The sequence below is a fragment of the Bradyrhizobium sp. BWC-3-1 genome (assembly GCF_032917965.1).
GTDB lineage: Bacteria > Pseudomonadota > Alphaproteobacteria > Rhizobiales > Xanthobacteraceae > Bradyrhizobium > Bradyrhizobium canariense_D.
Genome location: NZ_CP136625.1, coordinates 8,283,391 through 8,304,337, shown reverse-complemented (window position 1 = coordinate 8,304,337; position 20,947 = coordinate 8,283,391). Strand labels below are relative to the sequence as shown.

Below are 20,947 nucleotides of genomic sequence, written 5' to 3'. Positions count from 1 at the left end.
GAACGGACCGGATAGCCAGATGATCGCAATCCGGCAAGGCCGTCCCACGCCGCGATCGGACCGCGGATGCAGGTCCTGTGAGGCGCGCGAACCGAGACCTCACAACTTCTCACAAGTCCCAACGGGTGTGTCGCGGCAGCCGCTGCTAGTGAGTTGCGCGACGGCAAGGAGACATTCATGACCCAAGCGGCAAAATTGCTCTACACGGCCCGGACCCGCACCAGTGGCGGGCGGCAGGACGGGATATCGCGCAGTTCCGACGGCCGTCTGGATGTCAAGCTGTCGCCGCCGGGCAGCAACGGCATCGGTACCAATCCCGAGCAATTGTTCGCGGCCGGCTGGTCGGCCTGCTTCGAAGGCGCGATGGAAATCGCGGCCCGCAAGCGGAAGATCGAGCTCCCCAGGAAATGTGCGATCGATGCGGAGATCGACCTCGTGCTCGACGAGGGCGCCTATTCGCTCAGGGCACGCCTCGATGTCAGCCTGCCCGGCCTCGATCGCGAGATCGCGCGCGGCCTCGTCGATGAGGCGCATCAGACCTGTCCCTATTCCAAGGCCGTCCGCGGCAACATCGACGTCACGGTCGCACTGATCTGACGCACCACCTCCAACTATCAGAAAGGTAGCAGCATCATGAAACAGATCATCGATCAGCACCGGCGCCAGTTTTTCGGCATCGCCGCCGGAACTGTCGCCGCTGGCCTCGGCGTGATCGGCCTCGCCCGCGCCGAATCGGAAGCGCTGCGCTCGACCGCGACGAATGCGTCGTTCGGCGCGATCAAGCAGATCGATGCCGGCGTCCTCAACGTCGGCTACGCTGAGGCGGGCCCTGCGAATGGTCCCGTCGCGATCCTGCTGCACGGCTGGCCCTACGACATTCACGCCTTCGTCGACGTCGCCCCGATCCTGGCAAAGGCCGGCTATCGCGTCATCATCCCTTATCTGCGCGGCTACGGCACGACCCACTTCCTCTCCGCCGAAACGCCGCGCAACGGCGAGCCCGCGGCAATGGCCGTCGACATCATCGCACTGATGGACAAGCTCGACATCAAGAAGGCGGTGGTCGCCGGATTCGACTGGGGCGCGCGCACCGCCGACATCATCGCCGCGCTCTGGCCGGAGCGCTGCCGCGCGCTGGTCTCGGTCAGCGGCTATCTGATCTCCAGCCAGGCCGCGGGCAACGCGCCGCTGCCGCCGTCGGCCGAGCTGCAATGGTGGTACCAGTTTTATTTCGCGACCGAGCGCGGCCGCGCCGGATACGAGAAGTACACGCATGATTTTGCAAAACTGATCTGGAAGCTCGCTTCGCCGCAGTGGAAGTTCGACGACGCCACTTTCGAGCGCAGCGCGGCGGCGCTGGACAACAAGGATCACGTCGCGATCACCATCCACAATTACCGCTGGCGGCTCGGACTCGCCCAGGGCGAGGCGAAGTACGAGGAGCTCGAAAAGAAGCTTGCCGCAGCTCCCGTCATCAGCGTCCCGGCGATCACGATGGAAGGCGATGCCAACGGCGCGCCACATCCCGATCCAAGCGCCTATGCCAAGAAATTCTCGGGCCGGTACGACTATCGCCTGATCACTGGGGGCATCGGCCACAATCTGCCGCAGGAAGCACCGCAAGCCTTTGCCAAGGCCGTCATCGACGCCGACGGCGGCGCCTGAGGATTTTGGCAGCGCCTCGGTCCGGCAAGGCCGGACCGAGGCCTGACATGCGAACGCAGTTCAATGAAGCGTCAGCGAAAATGAAATCCGAAAAGTCAAAAGTTCCGTCTTCTACGACGATGATCGTGCTTGCCGTGCTCCTCCTCGTCGTTGTCCTGACCTGCGTGCCCTATCTGGTCACGATCGCTTTCGCGCAGGGCCCGGCGGATGCCTCGCCCATCTTCGGCGTCACTGTGCCGGAGGGCTACAAGCAGTGGGAGCTGATCGCGCCGGCCGAGGAGGCGGCTCCCCTGGACGAGCTGCGTGCCGTCGTCGGCAACAGGACCGCGATCGATGCTTATCAAGACAACAAGCTTCCGTTCCCGGACGGCACAATTCTGGTCAAGCGGGCCTGGAAGCGGAAACAGTCGCCCGAATTTGCGTCCGCGACGATTCCCGGTGAAGCCACCACCGTCCAGGTGATGGTCAAGGATTCCAAAAAATATGCCTCGACCGGCGGCTGGGGATTTGGTCGCTTCATCAACGGCAAGCCGGTCGACGAGGCCCAGCATCGCACCTGCTTCGCGTGCCACGAAGCTCGTGTGAAGAGTCGCGACTACGTGTTTACGAGGCTTGCGCCCTGAGTGCGGAGTTTCACTCCGCAGCCACCATCTGCTGCGTGCGCCACTGGCCGAGCAGGGCGCGCAGCGAAGCCGGCTTGACCGGCTTGTTGAGCACCGCAACCTTTTCGTCGCGCGCAGCCATTTGCACGGCGGGGCTGCGGTCGGCGGTGATCAGGATCGCGGGGATGCCGTCACCGAAGCGGCGGCGGATGTCGCGGATCGCGGCGATGCCGTTGCCGCGGTCGAGATGGTAATCGACCAGCAGGCCGGTCACGCGGCGGCCCGCAGTCTCGATTGCGGCGATCGCGGCCTCGGGATCGGCGACCGCGATCACCTCGGCGTCCCACGCCTTCAGCAGCGTGCGCATGCCGTCGAGGATCGCGGCGTCGTTCTCGATGCAGACGATCAGGGTACCCGAGATCGAGGTCCGTGCGAGCGGCGTCGCACTGGTCACGGCCGCGGTGTGAGTGATCGCCTTCGCCGTCGGCACCGTCACGGAAAACACCGAGCCGCCGCCGACATTGGAATCGATGGCGATGTCGTGCTTGAGCACGCGCGCCAGCCGCTCGACGATCGACAGGCCCAGGCCGAGGCCGCGGGCAATTCGCGCGCCCTGCTCCAGGCGGTGGAATTCCTTGAAGATCTCGCCGCGCTTGACCGTCGGGATACCGACGCCGGTGTCGTAGACGCAGATCTTCAGCGTGGCGCCGCGGCGGCGGCAGCCGACCAGCACGCGCCCGCGTGGAGTATATTTGATCGCGTTGGAGATCAGGTTCTGGAGCAGCCGCCGCAGCAAGAGACGATCCGACTCGACGGGCAGCGAACACGGCACGAACACGAGCGCCAGATTCTTCGCGCGTGCGATCGGCGCGAACTCGATCTCCAGCGAGCGCATCAGATCGGCCATCTTGAAGCTCGAGATCGAGGTCGTCATCGCGCCGGCGTCGAGCCTGGAGATGTCGAGCAGCGCGCCGAGAATTTCCTCGATCGCCTGGAGCGATTCGTCGATGTTCTCGACCAGCCGTGTCTCCTCGCCGCTGTGCTGACGCTCGACCAGGCTCGTGACATAGAGCCGCGCCGCGTTCAGCGGCTGGAGAATGTCGTGGCTTGCGGCGGCGAGAAAGCGGGTCTTGGAGATGCTGGCGTCTTCGGCCGCGCTCTTGGCCAGCGCCAGCTCGGAATTCAGCCGGGTCAGCTCCTCGGTGCGGTCGCGCACCCGCTTTTCCAGCGTCGCATTGGCCCTCTCCAGCGCTTCGGCCGCCTCGAACGTGGGCGTGACGTCGGTGAAGGTAATGACGAAGCCGCCGCCGGGCATGCGGTTGGTCAAGATCTCGATCACCATGTGGCGGTCGGGCAGGCGCTCGAGATAAGGCTCGCCGTCGGTGGTGTAAGCCACCAGCCGGCGCTCCAGCATGGCCTCGCGCTCGATCGGATCGGCCGGCTCGCTCACGCCCATGAATTCCAGGATTTCACGCAATGGCGTGCCGAACTGGATGAAATGCGGAGGAACGTTGAGGAGATCGCCGAACTGCCGGTTGGAGCAGATCAGTTGCAGATCGGCATCGAACACCGCGATGCCCTGGCGCACATGGTTAAGCGCGGTCTGGAGGATCTCGCGGTTGAAATGCAGCGCCGCATGGGAATCGTCGAGCAGTTTTAGCGCAGCCTTGGCGGAGACCGTCCGTTTGCGCAGCAGCAGCGACATTACGAGACGCGAGGAGGCTGCGCCGATCGAGGAGGCGATCAGGTGCTCGGCGTGCTGCAGCAGCTCGAAATCGGCGGGCGCCCCGGACTCCAGCCGCACATTGCGCCGCGCGGATAAGGCCTCGAACGAATGCCGCGCGCGGTCAGGCCCGAGATATTGCGCTACCGTGGTCTGGATGTCCTGCACCGTGACCGTGGTGCGCCAGCGGCGGAAATTCGGGGAAATTGGCGCGAGCGTGTTGGGGACGAACAGATCGGCCTGGACCAGCTCGATCGAAGACGGCCGGCGCGCCAGCGACAGCAGCACGTAGGTGAGGATGTTGAGCGACAGCGACCAGACCACGCCGTGCATCAGCGGCGGCAAATCGGCGCCGAACAACGCCTGCGGCCGCAGCGCCTCGATCCCGAACGGGCCGTGCTGGAGCAGCAGGATGCCCGCCGTCGAGGTATCCATGAAGCTCGGGATGAAGAGCGTGTAGAGCCACACTGCGAAGCCGACCAGCATGCCGCCGATCGCGCCGCGCGCGGTCGCGCGCCGCCACAGCAGTCCACCGAAGAAGCTTGGTGCAAGCTGGGCGATGGCGGCAAAAGACAGCAGGCCGATCGCCGCGAGCTGGGTGTTGCCGAGCGCGCGGTAGTAGAAATAGGCCATCACCATGATGGCGAAGATCGCGAGCCGGCGCGAACGCAACAGGAAGTCGCTGAAATCGGCACCGCCGGTGCGCCCCTCCGGCCGTCGTTGCAGCACCAGGGGCACCACGAGGTCGTTCGAAACCATGATGGAGAGCGCGACGCATTCGACGATCACCATCGCGGTCGCCGCCGACAGCCCGCCGACGAAGACGGCGACGCTGAGCAGATCCGCGCCGCCCTCCATCGGCAGCGCCAGCACGTACATGTCAGGATCGGCGGCGCCGAACGGGAAGCTGACGAGGCCGGCGAGCGCGATCGGGATCACGAACAGATTGATGGCGACGAGATAGAGCGGAAACAGCCAGCGCGCGCGACCGACCTCGGCGTCCGAGGAATTCTCCACCACGCTGACGTGGAACTGGCGCGGCAGCAGCATGATTGCGCACAGCGACAGCAGCGTCATGGTCAGGAAGTTGCCGATCGACGGCGAATAGTTGATGACGCGCACCGCCTCCGGTGTCTTCATCGCGCGCTCGATCAGTTCGTGCGGCGAGAACATCCAGAACGTGACGAAGGTGCCCGCAGCGAGGAAGGCGACGAGCTTGATGATGGATTCGGTTGCGACCGCCAGCATCAGGCCGTGCTGGTGCTCGGTGGCGTCCGTCTGCCGCGTGCCGAACAGCACCGCGAAGGCCGCCATCGCCAGCGTCACGATCAGCGCCACGTCGCCGATGATCGGGATGTGGGAGAAGGCCTGGTCTTCGCTCAGGATGGTTTCGAGCGAGGAGGCGACCGCCTTGAGCTGGAGCGCGATGTAGGGCACCGAGCCGATGATAGCGATCAGCGCGACGGTTGCCGCCACTGCCTGGCTCTTGCCGTAGCGCGCGCCGATGAAGTCGGCGATCGAGGTGATGTTGTGGGCCTTCGCGAGCTGGATCACGCGGCGGAGGACGCCGGCCCCTAACCCGATCATCAGGATCGGGCCGACATAGATCGCGAGGAAGTCGGTGGAGGTGCGGGTGGCGAAGCCGACCGAGCCGAAGAAGGTCCAGGAGGTGCAGTAGATCGCCAGCGACAGCGGATAGATCAGCCCCGAGGCGCGGCCGCGCCCGGCCGGCGAGCGGCGGTCGCCATGGCTCGCCACCAGGAACAGAAAGCCGATATAGCCGAAGGCGGCGGCGATCACGCCCCAATCGTGCAGCATGGCGAGCGTGCTTCTCCCGGGGCGCGCGCTGGCCGCGCCCAATCTCATTTTCCCTGTAAATCTAGCGCGTTGGACGGGTGGAGGCGACAGCGAAATGCCGTGCCACGGCGGGAACCGGAGTTGTCGTTAAGCGGTGCGCAGTCTTAAAGCTGCGCTGCTTCTGGCTTACCGAGAGAGTCCCCGCGTGGTACCCCCCCTCCCTGACCCGCCCCCACAAGGAGGGAGGGAACGGAGAGACCGTCCGCGTTGCAGGAAATTCGAGACCGACCGCTACGCTGTGGGGCTCCCCCGACGTAAGGGAGGCGCAACTCTCTCGCTCCCTTTCCCCCTGTGGGGGAGGGTGGGGAGGGGGAAGCTCCGGGACGGTGAAACTTAGATCGAAAGAGAAGGCGAAGAAGCCTATTCCGCCGCCAGCGACTTCTCGCGGAGCGGCAGACCCAGGCGGTCCCACACCTGCAGCAGGGCTTCGGCGAGTTGATCGATCAGGCCGTCGTCGTGATAGGGCGAGGGCGTGATGCGCAGGCGTTCGGAGCCCTTGGCGACCGTCGGATAGTTGATCGGCTGGATGTAGATGCCGTGCCGTTCGAGCAAGAGGTCGGAAGCCTGCTTGCATTTCTCGGCATCGCCGATGAACAGCGGGACGATGTGGGTGTCGCTCGACATCACCGGCAGGCCGGCGGCGTTGAGGATCGCCTTGACGCGGGCGGCGCGGTCCTGGTGACGCTCGCGCTCCCAGCTTGACGTCTTCAGATGCTTGATCGCGGCGGTCGCGGCCGAGCAGATCGCCGGCGGCAGCGCGGTGGTGAAGATGAAGCCGGGCGCATAGGAGCGCACGGCGTCGATGATCTGACCGTTGGCGGCGATGTAGCCGCCGAGGCAGCCGAACGCCTTGGCAAGCGTGCCTTCGAGAATGTCGATGCGATGCATCACGCCGTCGCGCTCGGCGATGCCGCCGCCGCGCGGGCCGTACATGCCGACGGCGTGGACCTCGTCGACATAGGTCATCGCGCCGTACTTCTCGGCGAGGTCGCAGATCTTGGCGAGCGGGGCGATGTCGCCGTCCATCGAATAAAGACTCTCGCAGGCGATCAGCTTGGGCCGGCTCGGGCCCGCAGCCTTCAACAGCGCTTCGAGATCGGCGAGGTCGTTGTGGCGGAACACGACCCGCTCGCAGCCGGACTGGCGGATGCCCTCGATCATCGAATTGTGGTTGAGCTCGTCGGACAGGATCAGGCAGTTCGGAATGAGCTTTGCGATGGTCGCGATGCCGGTCTGGTTCGAGACGTAGCCGGACGTGAAGAGCAGCGAGGCTTCCTTGCCGTGGAGATCGGCGAGCTCGGCCTCGAGCTGCACCAGCGGATGATGCGTGCCGGCGATGTTGCGGGTGCCGCCGGCGCCGGTGCCGACGCGGGTCGCGGTCTCGACCATCGCGCCCACCACCTTCGGGTGCTGGCCCATGCCGAGATAATCGTTGGAGCACCAGATCACGACGTCGCGCTTGCCCTTGGGCGAGTGCCAGAGCGCATGCGGGAACCGGCCGGCAATGCGCTCGAGATCGGCGAACACGCGGTAGCGCCGCTCGGTGTGGAGACGATCAAGGGCGGAATTGAAAAACTGGGCGTAATCCATCGTCAAACCTGCAGCGGAACCGACCAAAGACCCGCATATCCTTAGAGCTTTTCCAGCTCCAATGTCTATGCGCTATCCCACATTTGGACCTGCGGGGCATTTGGGCAAAATGCCCTATCGTGCGATTTGAAACTTGATCCGGATCAAGTTCGCGCGAGATGCAATGTTGCTCTGCACCATCCGCTGAATTGAAGTCAGCGCTCAGGTCGTCCTGAACTGCAACACGCCGTCCTGCGTCTCGGCCGTCAGCCGGCCCTCGACGATCATGTAATTGACGTGGGCGACCAGTTCGCCGGCAGCGAAACCCATCTGATGTTCGTCCAGAACGTGCTTGTTAAACACCACGGGCACCAGGGCGCGCGAGGTCTGCGGCACCTCGCGGCAGGCTTCCGCGATCAGGCGGCAGCGCTCCTCATGGTGATCGGCGAGCTGCTTGATGCGGGTCTTGAGCCCGTAGAACGGCACGCCGTGGCCAGGCAGCACCAGCACGTCATAGGGGAGAGTCGTGGTGAGGCGGGCGAGCGAGGCCAGATATTCGCCGAGCGAGTTCTGGTCGGGTTCGACCGCCCACACGCTGACGTTCGGCGAGATCTTGCTCAGCACCTGGTCGGCCGAGAGGAACAGCTTGTCGTCGGCGCAGTACAGCATCACCTGGTCGAGCGCGTGACCGCCGCCGGTGATCACCTTGAAGCGGCGCGTGCCGATCACGACGTCATCGCCATGCGAGATGCGGCGGTAGGACGGCGGCAGCACCGAGACGCGCTTGAGATAGTCCTGGCCGCGGCCGAGCAGTTTTTCGGTGAGCGACTCGTCCATGCCATGGCGGCGGAAGAACAGCCGCTGCGCTTCCTGCCGCTCCTCGGTGCCGCGGTTCTGGTGATAGACCGATTGCAGATATTCGACCTGCGACATCACGAGCGGGCAGTTGAACCGCTCGACGATCCACCCGGCCAGACCGACATGATCGGGATGGGAATGGGTCACGATCAGGCGCGTGATGTTGACGCCCTTCAGCGGCCCGTCGAACAGCTTCGTCCAGGCTTCGATCGTCTCCTCATTGCCGAAGCCGGCATCGATCATGGCATAGCCGTCACCATCGGCGAGCAGGTAGATGTTCACATGGTTGAGGCGGAACGGCAGCTTCAGCCGCGCCCACAACACTCCTGGCTTCACCTCGACGACCTGTTCGGGGCCGGGATGCTGTTCCCAGGGATAGCGCAGGGCGTCGGCGGAGGACTGCACGGTGTCGGTCTTTGCGTTCATCCTACCGGCTTAAACCCGCCCGTCACGGCGCGCCAGCCGAAAAAGAACGCTGGCGCGGCCTGCATAGCGGTCATTCCGGGCTACGGAACGGCGCCTTACGCAGCCCGCATGTTGTTGAGGAACGCGTCGATCTCTCCGCGCAGCATGTCGGCTTCGCGGCGGAGCGCGTCGGAGGCGCCGAGCACTTCGTTCGCCGCTGCGCCGGCTTCCGCCGAAGCCGTGGAGACGCCGACGATGTTGCTGGAAACCTCGCTGGTGCCACCGGCCGCATGCTGGATGTTGCGGGCGATCTCGCGTGTCGCCGCGCCCTGTTCCTCGACGGCGGCGGCGATCGTCGTAGTGACGTCGTTGATCTCGCCGATGATCCGGCCGATGCCCTGGATGGCGCCGACCGCCGACGTCGTCACTGACTGCATGCTGGCGATCTGGCTACGGATCTCCTCCGTGGCCTTGGCGGTCTGGCTCGCGAGGCTCTTCACCTCGGAGGCGACCACCGCGAAGCCGCGGCCGGCTTCGCCCGCGCGCGCCGCCTCGATGGTGGCGTTGAGCGCCAGCAGATTGGTCTGCGAGGCGATGGTCTGAATCAGGTCGACCACCACGCTGATGCGGCTCGCGCTGTCGGCGAGGCTCTGCACGGTGGCGTCGGTCGCGCCCGCTTCGTCGACCGCCTTCCTGGCGATCGCGGCCGAGGTGACGACCTGCTTGCTGATTTCCTCGATCGAGGACGAGAGCTGCTCGGTGCCTGACGATACGGTCTGCACGTTGACCGAGGTCTCTTCGGCTGCGGAGGCAACCGCGTTCACCAGCGCATTGGACTGGTCTGCCGTGGTCGACATGCTCTGCGCGGTCGATTGCATCGAATTGGCCGACTGCGCGAGATTGTCGAGTGCGGAGCGCACCGTACTCTCGAACCCGGCGATCTTCGCCTCCATCTGCGCCGCACGCTCGGCCTTGGCGATGCGATCCCTGTCCTGCTCGCTCGCAAGCGCCCGGGCTTCGATCATGCTGTCGCGGAACACCGTCAGCGTTTCCTTCATCGCGCCGATCTCGTCGTTCTGCCGGGAGCGGACGATCTCGGTGTCAAGGTCGCCGGCCGAGAGCAACTGCATGGCGCGTTGAAGCTCGCGAATGCGGCGCAGGATGTTGCGGCCGACATAGAGCCAGACGAACAGCGCCGAGCCGACCAGCGTCAGTGCGCCGAGCGCCAGCATCGCGGTGGTCGCGAGCGAGATCTCCTGCCGCGCCTGGAAGGTCGACGCGTTGGTCTCCTTCTGCACACCCTCGACCAGCTGCTGCACGCTGATGCCGAGGCCGACATTGAGCTTGCGGGTCTCGTCCAGGATGGTCTGGCCGTAGTCGATGGCGTCGAGCTCCTTCTGGCGGATCTTGAACACGCCGGACTTGCCTTCGCCGAAGGCGAACAGCTTTTGCACGGTGTCGCGCACCGCTTGCATCGAGGCCATGTTCGGCAGGTCCTCGAGGTTCGACTTGACACGGTCGCGCGTCGCCTTGAACTCCTTCTCGATCGCCTCCAGCGTATCGCTGTTGTTGGCCGACAGCGCCGCCATCATGTCGGCGGCCATCAGATTGCCGTTGGCGGAGATGGTCGCGACCTGGGAGACGGTGCGGGCGGCTTCGGTGGCATCGTCAGCGGAAACTTCCGCCGCACCGAGGATCGCGTTCAGACGCGTCTGCGCATCCAGCATGGCAGGACCGGCCGCACCGACGAAGGTGAGCTGCGCCTTGCGGAGTGCTTCATATTGCTTGTCATGCAGCGCGCCGGTATCGAGCCGCTCGCGCGCGGCTGACACCAGGCTCTGGGTCGCCTCGTCGATGCTCTTGGCGGTGTCGCGCAACGCGGTTGCGATCTGCTTGTCGGCGCCGAGCTCGATGATCTCGCCAAGCTTGGCCATGGCAAGCTGCTGGATCTCCTGCACCTTCTTGGTGCGTTCGTTCAGCGCCTCGTCGGACGGCGACGCCAGCAGGCCCGGCCCCTGCGCCGCGAGCGTTGCGCTTTGCGATGCGAGTTGAAGGCTTGCGGAAAGGCGGGGGATATCGCGGCCGCTCAGGTCCATCATAGTGCTGCCGAGATGGTTGAAGACGAAGCCGGCGCCGGCCGCGATCACGAGACCCATGCCCGCGATCACTGCGAAGGCCGTGAACAGGCTGCCGCGCACGCCCCATGTCGGCATTTTGAAACGAGGCCGGATACCACCAAGCAAACGGCCAAGGCCCAGACGGATCGCCATCGAAATTCCCCCACGCATGATCTTTATGTTTTCGCGGCGGAGTATCCTCGGGGCAGGTTAAAAAATCGCAAGTTGCTCAATTGGTTGCGTTGCGTTCCGCACAGCGAAAAAAGAAGGGCCGGCAACGATGCCGGGCCTTCATCATGATAAGGCTTTGATAACCGTTCAGTAGCGCGCGACCGCCGAGTTGGCCCAGTTGAAGCGGTAGTTGACGCCCGCCTTGATGGTGTGGTCGTCGGTGGTGAAGTTGCCGGTTCCCGCCAGCGGGCCCGCGGTGAAGTGGGCGTCGCCGAAATTGTAGTACTGGTACTCGGCCTTGGCTGACCAGTTCGGCGCGAACATGTATTCGAGGCCGGCGCCGACGGTGTAGCCGTTGCGGTGGTCGCCGCTGATGATGAAGCCGGTCGGCACGCCGCCGACGGTCACCTTCTCGTTGTTGTCGGAATAGGCGTAGCCGCCCTTCACGTAGAGCAGGCCCGGACCCCAGGTGTAGCCGACGCGGCCGGTGATCGAGCCGAGACCGCGCTGGTCGTTGGTGTAGGCGACGCCGGCTGGGAACACCGCGCCGACGCTGCCGGAGAGCCAGGAATACTGGCCTTCGACGCCGACAACGAAGTTCGGGTTGAACTGCCAGTCCGCACCGGCCTGCAGACCGCCGAGGAAACGGCCGTTGCCGTTATTGCCGGTGGAGAGGCCGCTGAAATTGTTGTCGCTGGAGAACGCGCCGCCGACATGGCCGCCGATATAGAAGCCGGTCCAGTTGTAAATCGGGGCGGCATAGGCGGGCGCGGGCGCCTTATAATAGTTGCGGTTACCGAGATCGGCACCGACCGCCGGTGCGGCAGCGCCCACCACGAGCAGCGCAACGGTCGCAAACAGAATCTTCTTCATAGTCCAAACTCCAACACTTAAGTCCCCGGCAGTCGCGCTTTCCGCGCCGTCGTTGGTTTGCAGATAGCTCGCTTTTGACGAAAATGCTGTCACATCCATGGCACAGCGGCAGCCAACGTAACTTATTGGGCTGTAAACGATTTTTGTGCTTAATGTCGGCTTAAGAAGTGCTGAAGGAAAGCTTAACTCGGCGTTATCAGGCTAACTTGCGCGCGCATCTCATTAACCAAGACGGCGCCGCGCCTCATCGCGCATCTGTTCGCGGAATGCAGCGCGCTTTGCGGGCCGGTCTTCCTCGCGCACGTCATGACGATCGAAGACGTCGAACTTCTCCAGGATCGGATAGCGCTCGCTCGCCATCGCGAGCACGCGCAGCACCTTGGTCGCCGACGGTGTCGGGCCGCTCACTTCCCAGCGCCGGATGGTGTCGGCGCCGCCCTTCTCCGGCAATCCGCAAAGCCGGGCCATGTCGGCCGCGGTAAGCTTGCGCTCGAGGACCTCCGAGAGATCGTTGCGGAGTTGCTTCAGTTCGGGACCGGTCATGTCGCCTCAATACACGAAGTCGATGAGGTGAATGCACTAGCGCTGATTCGGGTCCATCCGAAGGCGAGGCACGCGAGCGGGCGTGCTAGTCGTGCGACCGCTCCCCGGCGCCTCCGCCCGCGCACGGAGTTATGAACGGCTGCCTATGGAAATCCGCGGCTGAATGAACAGATGGCAAGGGGCCCGCAGCGAACGAAGGGATCAGCCATGACAAGCATCAAACCCGCCATTGCCGCCCTAGTCACCGTCGGGTTGCTTGCCGCGCCGATCGCGGCTGAGGCCAAGAAGCACCGGTCAAGCCGAGCTTACAGCACCGGCGTGGTGGCTCCGAGCTATGGGAGCGCCGGATCGTTGGCAGCACAGCCCAGAGCCTACGGGTCGAGCGGACAGTCGGTCGGGACGGTCACGGCGCCGTCGGTCGGTACGTATAACTGGCCGTCGGTCGGCGTGACCAACGCAGTCCCGACCTGGAGCAACACCAACCCGCCGGTCAGGTAGGCGCGCCTATCCGGCGAGCCAATGCCGGTCACCCTGTGACGGTCGCAAGGCCAAAGAAGATGATAAAGTGCGACCAGCAATGATCATGGCGGTGGACCAGACATTGCGGATCGTTCAGGGAGAGCCCGTCCGATCCTAAATTCCCCGCCCGGCCTGTTGGCCGATCACGCAGCGCCAGCCGGCGAGGCGCTCGGCCGGATGCTGGTTCATCCATTCGGCGAGCTGCGGCGCGCCCATCAGGCACGATTGCATCGAGACGTCGGCGAAGTCGGATGTGGTGACGGTCTGCTCATGACAGTTCGCTGGAGAGGCGAGGTTGCAGAGCACGGCAATGATCTTGATCACGCGAGGTTGCCTCCGTCGCTGCGACGCGCGGAGGCTCCACTCGATCGTTCGCTCACCGGATCAGCCGGCGGGAAGATGCTGTCGTAGATCGCGCGCGCTTCCTGGATGAGGCGAATGCGCTCGCGCTCGGATTTCGAGACAAACTCAATAACCTGGCCCATGTCGGCTCCAATAGATGCTCAATCCATCATCACATGATGGAAATCATTTCATCTGGATGTGGGGTCCCGGCCTCGGCTTTGCAGCCGTGCGGGCGGTCACGAGGGATAAAAAGCCCGTGACTATTCCGTTCCTGAGGTGGAACGGGGTACCTTCAGCGATGCGCCGATGGCACGGCGCATCCGTTCGGCGGGGACCGCTTCGTAGCATCGTGATGAAGAGTTGAGCCCACGGGATGATGGCACTGCGGCACATTTTCTCGCGCGTGGAGTTGTAAGGTCAGTCAGTGCACGGGCGCCTCGACGAACGGCATTGCGATTGAGAGACCGCGCCCGAAAGGATCAGCCATGACAAGAACAAAACGCACCATTGCTGCACTTATTGCTCTCGGATTGGCCGCCGCGCCACTTGCTGCAAACGCACAAACATCGGGGACGGCTACACCAAGCAGCACGAGCGGACGCACCGGAGCGCCGGTACAGCAAGGGACCATCGGAAGTTCCGGGCAGACCGTCGGGACCGTGACGGCGCCGTCGATCGGAACGTCCAACCAGCCCTCCGTCGGAGTAACAAACTCAGTCCCCACCTGGAACAACACGAATCCTCGAACGAAGTAGAAACCGCCGTCGGCTGACTTACGCCGGCGCGCGCTCTCTCTGCCCCGGGACTGCTGCGAGCAATTCGCGTGTATAGGCATGCTCGGGCGCGGCGAACAGCTGCGCGGTCGGCTTCAGCTCGACGATGACGCCGCGCTGCATCACGGCGATGCGGTCGCAGATTTGCGCTGCGACCCGCAGGTCGTGGGTGATGAACAGCATCGAGAGGCCGAGGCGGGCCTTGAGGTCTTCGAGCAGCCTCAGGACCTGCGCCTGCACGGAGACGTCGAGCGCGGAGACGGCCTCGTCCGCGACGATGATCTCGGGCTCGAGCGCGAGCGCGCGCGCAATGCCGATGCGCTGGCGCTGGCCGCCGGAGAATTCATGCGGATAGCGTTCGAGCGCGCCGGCATCGAGCCCGACCATCTTGAGGAGATCGCGGGCGCGGTCGAACGCCACTTTCGGATCGGTGCCGGCCGCGATCGGGCCGTCGGCGATGATATGACCGACCTTGCGGCGCGGATTGAGCGAAGCGAACGGATCCTGGAAGATCATCTGGATGCGAGGGCGCTCGGCGCGTAGCGCCTTGCCCGCGAGCTTTGTGAGATCGGTCTCGCCGATCCTCACGGTGCCGCGGTCGGCCTCGATCAGCCGCATCACAAGGCGGGCCACCGACGATTTGCCAGAACCGGATTCGCCGACTAGGCCGAGCGTCTCGCCCTTGAGGATATTGAAATTAACCCCGCGCGCGGCATCGACGCGGCGGTCCTCGCGAAACCAGCCGCCCGAGGTGACGTAGGTCTTGTCCAGTCCGATCACCTCGACCGCCTTGGCCTGGTCGTCCAGGGGGCTGCGGGCGGGTGGGTCCATCGAGGGCACGGCGGCGAGCAGCGCCTTGGTGTAGTCGTGCTGCGGCGCGTTGAAGACCGCCGAGGCGGGGCCTTCCTCGACCACCTTGCCATGGCGCAACACCACGACTTGGTCGGCGATGTCGGCGACCACGCCGAAATCATGGGTGATGAACATCACCGCCATGTTGCGATTGCGCTGGAGGTTGCGGATCAGTTTCAGGATCTGCGCTTGCGTGGTGACGTCGAGCGCGGTGGTCGGCTCGTCCGCAACCAGCACCGCCGGTTCGAGCGCGAGCGCCATCGCGATCATGGCGCGCTGGCGCTGGCCGCCGGAGAGCTGGTGCGGATAGGCGCGCACGATGCGCTCGGGGTCGGGGAGGCCGACTTCGCGCGCCAGCGATAGCGCCTTTGCGCGCCGCTCCCTCGGCGTGAGCAGCCCGTGCGCCTCGAACATCTCCGCCATCTGGTCGCCGATCCGCATCAACGGATTGAGCGCGGTCATCGGTTCCTGAAAAATCATCGCAAGCCGGCGGCCGCGCAGATCGCGCCAGCATTCGTCGCCGAGTTTGAGCAGGTCGCGTCCTTCGAACTGGATCTCGCCGGAGGTGACGGTGACCGTGTCCGGCAACAGGCCCATCAGCGCATGCGCGCACATCGACTTGCCGGAGCCGGATTCGCCGACCACGCAAACGATCTTGCCGGGCCGCAAATCGAGCGAGATGCCGTCGACCGCGAAGGGACGCTCGGCGCCCTTGGGCAATGCGATCCGCAGATTCTTGACGGAGACGGCGGGCGGTGCGGTCATGATCAGCGGCCCTCCCGCGACAGCCGCGGATTGAGCGCGTCGTTGAGGCCTTCGCCGATCAAATTGAGCCCGAGCACCGAGATCAGGATCGCGACGCCGGGAAACACGGTGATCCACCAGGCCTGGCGGATCACGGTGCGGCCGGCACCGACCATGTAGCCCCAGGAGATCAGATTGGGATCGCCGAGGCCGAGGAACGCCAGCGAGGATTCCAGCAGGATCGCGGTCGCCACCATCAGCGAAGCCAGCACGATCACCGGCGACAGCGTGTTCGGCAGGATTTCGCGCAGGATGATCCAGGTGTTGCTCTGGCCCGTGACCACCGCGGCCTGGACGTACTCCCGCGTGCGCAACGACAGCACCTCGCCGCGGACGAGGCGCGCGACCGGCGGCCAGCTTACCAGCGCGATCGAGGCGACGATCGAATAGATCGAGGGCTGCAGGATCGCGACCAGGACGATCGCGAGCGCAAAGCTCGGAATGGTTTGGAAGAACTCGGTGAAACGCATCAGGGCGTCGTCGACCCTGCCGCCGAAATAGCCGGCCATGGCGCCGATCGGAACGCCGACGACCAGCGCCACCAGGGTGGAGACCATGCCGACGAGCAGCGAGACGCGTGCGCCGAAGATCATGCCGGCGAACACGTCGCGGCCGAGTGCATCGGTGCCGAGCGGCACGGTCGCGAGCGTGAACGGCGGCAGGAACGGCCGCTGCACCATGCGCCAGGGCGAGTTCGGGAACAGCATCGGACCGAACAAGGCGACTGAGATCGCAAGGAGCAGGATGATGAGCCCGATGACGCCGCTCGGGCTCCTCAACATCGATTTCCAGAACTGTTTCATGTGGTGAATTCGATGCGCGGGTCGACCAGGCGATAGACCAGGTCGGTAATGAGGTTGAAGATCAGGACCATGGCGGAGCAGATCACGAAGACCCCGAGCAGCAGATTGTAGTCGCGCTGGAGCAGGGCGTCGTACATCAGGCGTCCGATGCCGGGCCAGGCGAACACGGTCTCGGTGATGACGGCGCCGCCGATCAGGGTGCCGGAGTGGACGCCGGCGAGCGTCACGACGGGGAGCAGCGCATTGCGCAGGACGTGGCGACGCTGGATCACGGCGTCGGACAGGCCTTTGGCGCGCGCGGTCTTGACGAAGTCGAGACGCTTCACCTCCAGCATCGAGGCGCGCGTCATGCGGGTGTAGGTCGCCATGAAGAACAGGCCGAGCGTCATCGCCGGCATGATCAGGTGCCTTGCGACGTCGACCACATGGGCAGGGCCGGAAAGGTTGGCGCCGACGGTCTCGTAGCCGAAGCTCGGCAGCCAATCCATGGTGACCGAAAACAGCAGGATGCCCATCAGCGCCACCCAGAAGATCGGCATTGCGTAGAATATCAGGGCGAAGACGGTGATCGCGGTGTCGAGAAAGGTTCCGGCAAAGCGCGCGGCGAAGGTGCCGAAGAGAACGCCGAGCACGAGCGAGATCGCAAACGCCGTCAGCGTCAGCAGCAATGTCGCGGGCAGCCGCTCGCCGATCAGCTTCGCGACCGGTGCCTGCTGGCGGAAGGAGAAGCCGAGGTCGAGGGTAGCAATGCCCTTGACGTAGATGAAGAGCTGCTCGGGCATCGGCTTGTCCAGGCCGAACTTCTCCCTGAGCTGCTGGACGAAGATCTGGTCGCTGGCGCCGGCCTCGCCCGCCATCACGACGGCGGGATCGCCGGGCGCGAGCCGGATCAGGAAGAAATTGAGGACGACGATCGCAAGCAGGACGATCACGCCCTTCGCGACACGCTGAGCGACAAAGGAGAGCATCTAGAGGATCATATCGGTGATGTGACCTGGAGCGACAGAGATGGAGCGATCCCCTCTCCCCGCGAGCGGGGAGAGGTGACGGCGGCAGCTCTCACTTGTCCAGCCATGCATCCTTGAAGCCGTCGTTGACTCCGATCCCGGTGGTGATCAGGTTCTTGACCTTGCAGCGCATGATGGTCGGGAATTGCAGCTCGAGCATCCAGGCCACCGGCACGTCCTCGACCAGGATCTTCTGCGCCTTCTCGTAGATCTCCTTGCGCTTGGAGTCCGGCGTTGCCACCGCGCCCTCGGCGAACAGCTTGTCGATCTCAGCGTTGGAGTAACCCTCGACGTTGTTGAACACCTGGCCCTTGGCAATCGCGCTGGAGACGTAATTGCGGCCGACGCCGAGCGCGGGGTCGCCGTACTGGTAGAGGTAGGTGAAGGCGATGTCGTAGTCCCAGTCGCCGATCTTCTGGTTGCCGCCGGCGACGTCGGTGGCGATGGTCTCGATGTTCATGCCGACGTCCTGGAGGTTCTGCTTCACGGCTTCACCCCAGCGCTGCCAGGTCTCGCCATAGGCGAGCGGCAGAAGGCGGATCTTCTCGCCCTTGTAGCCGGCTTCCTTCAGCAGCGCCTTGGCCTTGGCGGGATCGTAAGGGTATTTCGGCACGTCGTCGGTGTAGTATTTGATGGTCGAGGCCGACGGGCCGGTTGCGACCTTGCCGAGCCCGTTCCAGATCACGTCCTTGGCGAACTCGCGGTCGATCGCAAACATGACCGCCTGCCGCACCCGCTTGTCGGCGAGCGGACCCTGCCGGTTGTTGAGCCACAGCCAGGCCAGCGGCGAGAAGAACTCCCAGCCGGCGCCGGTGACGCAGGTGTCCTTCAGCTTGGAGAGCCGGGGCACGTCGAAATTCTCGACCGAGCCGCCGGGCAGCACGTCGACCTTGCCGGTCTCATACGCCACCGAGCGCGCCGCGGCATCGGGAATGATCTGCCAGTAGATCTCGTCGAGATAGGGCTTGCCCTTCTCGTAATAGTTCGGGTTCTTGACCAGGCGGATGAAGGAGCCTTTCTGCCATTCCTTGAACATGAAGGGGCCGGTGCCGACTGGGGCGTTGTTGTAGGGATTGGTCTTCCAGTCGGTGCTTTCATAGAGATGCTTCGGCACCATCGGCATCGAGCCGACCTCGAAGATGCCCAGGAACGGACCGAACGGCTGCTTCAGCGTGAACACCACCGTGTAGTCGTCGGGGGCCTCGACCTTGTCGACCTGCGCGAGGTTGTTGCGAGCGCGCGCATGCGTCTGTTTCAGCATCTCGAGCGAGAACAGCACGTCGGCGGCGGTGAAGGGCTTGCCGTCATGCCAGGTCACGCCCTTCCTGAGCTTGAATGTGTAGGTTTTTGCGTCCTCGCTGACGCTCCAGCTCTCGGCGAGCTCCGGCTGCGGTTCGAGCTTGGGGCTGTAGCGAAGCAGGCCTTCGAAAATGTTGCCCGACACCATCTGCACCGGGCCGTTCTGGACCATCGCCAGCATCAGGCCGGGCGGCTCGGGCTGAATCACGGCATTGATCGCTCCACCCGCCTTCGGCTCTTGCGCCAGCGCGGGGGCCGCGAGGCCGCAAGCCAGGAGGACACCAAGCAACACTCGTTTTGACATGTCGTATCTTTCTCAAGCGAGACCAGCCGCAAACGCTTCGCACGTCGTGGCGCGCAAAGCTACGGCCGGCCCATCCCAGTCCCCATCCGGGATCGAGGCTCACACGGTCTCATTCGGCGCCGCAAGATGAAAGTCTCGACAATGTTCGCACAAAAAATGTACAGCGCGTCCTGTTATGGTGTTTGGCGGCCAAGCCGGCGCCGCCGCGCCGCGCGATCCGTCCATCTGCGCCGCAAGCGCGACGCGGACCCGGCGTGAGGATCGTCTAGCGCAAGCCCGCCCGCCGGAATCCTTCCAGATAGTGCTCGCGGTCGGCCTCATTGGCCCATGGCAATTGCGTCGAAATCCAGTGCAGCGAGATGTTGGGCTGGGTGCGGCGGAGCTCGCCCAGCGCCATCTCCCCAAGCACGCCGTCTCCGGTCATGCCGGCAGAAACCGCGAGCACGCGGTAGGCGCCGGTGAGATCGCCGCGATGGCGGATTGCCTCGCGCGCGAGCGCGATGGCCTCGGCATAGCGCCGCTCGGTGAAGCGGGCATAGCCGGCGATGCCGTGATAGATCGCCAGGGATGGATCGCGCGGCGACAGCCGCATTGCCCTCTGCGCTGCCTCGAATGAATCCTTCGGCCGCCCGGCATAGGACAGCGCCAGTGCGTAATAGCCCTGCGCCAGCGAGAAGTTCGGATTGAGTGCGAGCGCCTGCTCGAACTCGGACAGTGCGTCCGCGAGTCTTCGCGTCGAGAAGTAGACGCTGCCGAGCGCGGCGTGCGCCCAGGCATCCTCATGGTCGCAGCGCACCGCGGCGAGCGCGGCGGCTTCCGCCGCTGGCGCCACCATGGCAAGCTCGGCCCAGCCGAGATGCACGCCGAACATGTGGTTCGCCGCGAGCACCGACAGCGCCTGGCCGTAGTTCGGGTCGATCCCCACCGCGCGTTCCAGCAGCGCCCGTGCGGTCTCGTGATCCCGCCGCGTCACGCGCCAGTAATGCGACAGCGCCCGCATCAGGAGATCCCAGGCATCCAGGCTCGCGGGGGGCTTGCGATGGGCGCGAAAACTTTCCGCCGCATGGATCTGCGGCTCGATCGCCGCAGCGATCGCATTCGTGATCTCGTCCTGCACGGCGAACACGTCGACCAGCTCGCGGTCGTAGCGCTCGGCCCAGAGATGGCTGCCCGTCGTGGCGTCGTTGAGCTGCGCGGTGATGCGCACCCGGTTGTCCGACTTGCGCACGCTGCCTTCGACGACGTAGCGGACGCCCAGTTCCTCGGCAATCTGCCGGATGTGGACCGCGCGCCCCTTGTAGGTAAAGGACGAGTTGCGGGCGATCACCATGAACCAGCGCTGCTTCGACAGCGCGGTGAGGATGTCCTCGCTGATGCCGTCGCCGAAATAGTCCTGTGCGGGATCGCCGCTCATGTTCTCGAAAGCGAGCACCGCGACCGCCGGACGGTCCGTCAGGACGCGCGGCAGGGCAGCGACGGGCTGCGCGGGCGCAGTCGTGGCTGCCACTTCTTCCCGGACTTCGCCGACGAAACGAAAACCCTTGCGCGGAATGGTCTTGATCAGCCGCTGGCTTGCGCCATCGTCGCCGAGCGCCTTGCGGGCGGCGTTGATCCGGCTGTTCAGGGCGGAATCCGAGATGATCCGATCGCTCCAGATCTGGCTGATCAGGTCATCCTTGCTGACCACACGCGTGCGCTGCGCCACCAGATAGAGCAGGAGATCGAACACCTGCGGCTGCAACGGCACAGCGGCTCCGCTGCAAGTGAGTTCCCGCAGGTCGCCGTCGAGCACGTTGTTTTCAAAGCAAAATCGCACGTTTTTGTCGTCTCAAGCAAAAATCAAAGTCGTCTCAGGCGA

At 64.7% G+C, this 20,947-nt stretch carries 18 protein-coding genes; 5 read left to right on the top strand and 13 right to left on the bottom strand.

What is annotated here, in order from left to right; translation table 11 throughout:
- Positions 1-177 precede the first annotated feature (177 nt).
- The 3 genes from RX329_RS39730 to RX329_RS39720 all read left to right on the top strand — a co-directional run bounded on the left by RX329_RS39730 (position 178) and on the right by RX329_RS39720 (position 2,288).
- Positions 178-597 (top strand): organic hydroperoxide resistance protein, encoded by a 420-nt coding sequence (locus RX329_RS39730; protein WP_085357217.1) that lies wholly within the window; start codon positions 178-180, stop codon positions 595-597.
- A gap of 36 nt (positions 598-633) precedes the next feature.
- Positions 634-1,665 carry an alpha/beta fold hydrolase gene (locus RX329_RS39725; RefSeq protein WP_085357216.1) on the top strand — a complete coding sequence of 344 codons (1,032 nt, stop codon included), beginning with the start codon at positions 634-636 and terminating at the stop codon, positions 1,663-1,665.
- Between the two features lie 119 nt (positions 1,666-1,784).
- Positions 1,785-2,288, top strand: a complete 504-nt coding sequence (locus RX329_RS39720) for a cytochrome P460 family protein (RefSeq protein WP_085348235.1) — start codon at positions 1,785-1,787, stop codon at positions 2,286-2,288.
- Between the two features lie 10 nt (positions 2,289-2,298).
- Here the strand turns inward: RX329_RS39720 and RX329_RS39715 are convergent, their stop codons facing one another.
- From RX329_RS39715 to RX329_RS39690, 6 genes are all read right to left on the bottom strand, one after another.
- On the bottom strand, positions 2,299-5,808 hold the full coding sequence (locus tag RX329_RS39715; RefSeq protein WP_026233515.1) for a hybrid sensor histidine kinase/response regulator: 3,510 nt from the start codon (positions 5,806-5,808) through the stop codon (positions 2,299-2,301).
- 399 nt (positions 5,809-6,207) lie between these two features.
- A complete protein-coding gene (hemA, locus tag RX329_RS39710) occupies positions 6,208-7,437 on the bottom strand; it encodes a 5-aminolevulinate synthase (RefSeq protein WP_085349285.1) in 1,230 nt (409 codons plus the stop codon).
- A gap of 201 nt (positions 7,438-7,638) precedes the next feature.
- Positions 7,639-8,700, bottom strand: coding sequence for an MBL fold metallo-hydrolase (locus tag RX329_RS39705; RefSeq protein ID WP_018458161.1), 1,062 nt, complete (start codon positions 8,698-8,700; stop codon positions 7,639-7,641).
- Positions 8,701-8,795: 95 nt separating this feature from the next.
- Positions 8,796-10,949, bottom strand: a complete 2,154-nt coding sequence (locus RX329_RS39700; RefSeq protein ID WP_018458162.1) for a methyl-accepting chemotaxis protein — start codon at positions 10,947-10,949, stop codon at positions 8,796-8,798.
- 165 nt (positions 10,950-11,114) lie between these two features.
- Positions 11,115-11,840, bottom strand: coding sequence for an outer membrane protein (locus RX329_RS39695; RefSeq protein ID WP_018458163.1), 726 nt, complete (start codon positions 11,838-11,840; stop codon positions 11,115-11,117).
- A 222-nt stretch (positions 11,841-12,062) separates the two neighbouring features.
- Entirely contained in the window at positions 12,063-12,383 is a 321-nt protein-coding gene (locus RX329_RS39690) for a hypothetical protein (protein ID WP_027570057.1), read from the bottom strand.
- Positions 12,384-12,590: 207 nt separating this feature from the next.
- Here RX329_RS39690 and RX329_RS39685 point away from each other — a divergent pair, with 207 nt between their 5' ends.
- Positions 12,591-12,881 carry a hypothetical protein gene (locus RX329_RS39685; RefSeq protein WP_018458165.1) on the top strand — a complete coding sequence of 97 codons (291 nt, stop codon included), beginning with the start codon at positions 12,591-12,593 and terminating at the stop codon, positions 12,879-12,881.
- Between the two features lie 135 nt (positions 12,882-13,016).
- Here the strand turns inward: RX329_RS39685 and RX329_RS39680 are convergent, their stop codons facing one another.
- Entirely contained in the window at positions 13,017-13,226 is a 210-nt protein-coding gene (locus RX329_RS39680) for a hypothetical protein (RefSeq protein ID WP_007605116.1), read from the bottom strand.
- Positions 13,223-13,387: a hypothetical protein gene (locus tag RX329_RS39675; protein WP_162847230.1), complete on the bottom strand. Its 165-nt coding sequence runs from the start codon at positions 13,385-13,387 to the stop codon at positions 13,223-13,225. The genes RX329_RS39680 and RX329_RS39675 overlap by 4 nt, the downstream gene beginning before the upstream one ends.
- A 345-nt stretch (positions 13,388-13,732) precedes the next feature.
- On the opposite strand from RX329_RS39675, the gene RX329_RS39670 reads away from it, so the two are divergent.
- Positions 13,733-14,002: a hypothetical protein gene (locus tag RX329_RS39670; RefSeq protein ID WP_085358057.1), complete on the top strand. Its 270-nt coding sequence runs from the start codon at positions 13,733-13,735 to the stop codon at positions 14,000-14,002.
- Positions 14,003-14,020: 18 nt separating this feature from the next.
- Here the strand turns inward: RX329_RS39670 and RX329_RS39665 are convergent, their stop codons facing one another.
- From RX329_RS39665 to RX329_RS39645, 5 genes are all read right to left on the bottom strand, one after another.
- Positions 14,021-15,637 (bottom strand): ABC transporter ATP-binding protein, encoded by a 1,617-nt coding sequence (locus tag RX329_RS39665; RefSeq protein ID WP_085383884.1) that lies wholly within the window; start codon positions 15,635-15,637, stop codon positions 14,021-14,023.
- Positions 15,638-15,639: 2 nt separating this feature from the next.
- On the bottom strand, positions 15,640-16,479 hold the full coding sequence (locus tag RX329_RS39660; RefSeq protein ID WP_018458168.1) for an ABC transporter permease: 840 nt from the start codon (positions 16,477-16,479) through the stop codon (positions 15,640-15,642).
- Positions 16,476-17,447 (bottom strand): ABC transporter permease, encoded by a 972-nt coding sequence (locus RX329_RS39655; protein WP_085358053.1) that lies wholly within the window; start codon positions 17,445-17,447, stop codon positions 16,476-16,478. The genes RX329_RS39660 and RX329_RS39655 overlap by 4 nt, the downstream gene beginning before the upstream one ends.
- A 91-nt stretch (positions 17,448-17,538) precedes the next feature.
- The gene (locus RX329_RS39650; RefSeq protein WP_085358051.1) at positions 17,539-19,089 is read right to left on the bottom strand and encodes an ABC transporter substrate-binding protein; all 1,551 of its coding nucleotides are present in this window, start codon (positions 19,087-19,089) and stop codon (positions 17,539-17,541) included.
- A gap of 265 nt (positions 19,090-19,354) precedes the next feature.
- On the bottom strand, positions 19,355-20,905 hold the full coding sequence (locus tag RX329_RS39645; RefSeq protein ID WP_026233517.1) for a winged helix-turn-helix domain-containing tetratricopeptide repeat protein: 1,551 nt from the start codon (positions 20,903-20,905) through the stop codon (positions 19,355-19,357).
- Between the last annotated feature and the right edge of the window lie 42 nt (positions 20,906-20,947).

What these genes read in the sequence shown, in the direction of transcription:
- RX329_RS39730 (WP_085357217.1), top strand. Translation starts at nt 178, where the DNA reads ATGACCCAAGCGGCAAAATTGCTCTACACGGCCCGGACCCGCACCAGT.
- RX329_RS39725 (WP_085357216.1), top strand. Translation starts at nt 634, where the DNA reads ATGAAACAGATCATCGATCAGCACCGGCGCCAGTTTTTCGGCATCGCC.
- RX329_RS39720 (WP_085348235.1), top strand. Translation starts at nt 1,785, where the DNA reads ATGATCGTGCTTGCCGTGCTCCTCCTCGTCGTTGTCCTGACCTGCGTG.
- RX329_RS39715 (WP_026233515.1), bottom strand. Translation starts at nt 5,808, where the DNA reads ATGCTGCACGATTGGGGCGTGATCGCCGCCGCCTTCGGCTATATCGGC.
- hemA (WP_085349285.1), bottom strand. Translation starts at nt 7,437, where the DNA reads ATGGATTACGCCCAGTTTTTCAATTCCGCCCTTGATCGTCTCCACACC.
- RX329_RS39705 (WP_018458161.1), bottom strand. Translation starts at nt 8,700, where the DNA reads ATGAACGCAAAGACCGACACCGTGCAGTCCTCCGCCGACGCCCTGCGC.
- RX329_RS39700 (WP_018458162.1), bottom strand. Translation starts at nt 10,949, where the DNA reads ATGGCGATCCGTCTGGGCCTTGGCCGTTTGCTTGGTGGTATCCGGCCT.
- RX329_RS39695 (WP_018458163.1), bottom strand. Translation starts at nt 11,840, where the DNA reads ATGAAGAAGATTCTGTTTGCGACCGTTGCGCTGCTCGTGGTGGGCGCT.
- RX329_RS39690 (WP_027570057.1), bottom strand. Translation starts at nt 12,383, where the DNA reads ATGACCGGTCCCGAACTGAAGCAACTCCGCAACGATCTCTCGGAGGTC.
- RX329_RS39685 (WP_018458165.1), top strand. Translation starts at nt 12,591, where the DNA reads ATGACAAGCATCAAACCCGCCATTGCCGCCCTAGTCACCGTCGGGTTG.
- RX329_RS39675 (WP_162847230.1), bottom strand. Translation starts at nt 13,387, where the DNA reads ATGGGCCAGGTTATTGAGTTTGTCTCGAAATCCGAGCGCGAGCGCATT.
- RX329_RS39670 (WP_085358057.1), top strand. Translation starts at nt 13,733, where the DNA reads ATGACAAGAACAAAACGCACCATTGCTGCACTTATTGCTCTCGGATTG.
- RX329_RS39665 (WP_085383884.1), bottom strand. Translation starts at nt 15,637, where the DNA reads ATGACCGCACCGCCCGCCGTCTCCGTCAAGAATCTGCGGATCGCATTG.
- RX329_RS39660 (WP_018458168.1), bottom strand. Translation starts at nt 16,479, where the DNA reads ATGAAACAGTTCTGGAAATCGATGTTGAGGAGCCCGAGCGGCGTCATC.
- RX329_RS39655 (WP_085358053.1), bottom strand. Translation starts at nt 17,447, where the DNA reads ATGCTCTCCTTTGTCGCTCAGCGTGTCGCGAAGGGCGTGATCGTCCTG.
- RX329_RS39650 (WP_085358051.1), bottom strand. Translation starts at nt 19,089, where the DNA reads ATGTCAAAACGAGTGTTGCTTGGTGTCCTCCTGGCTTGCGGCCTCGCG.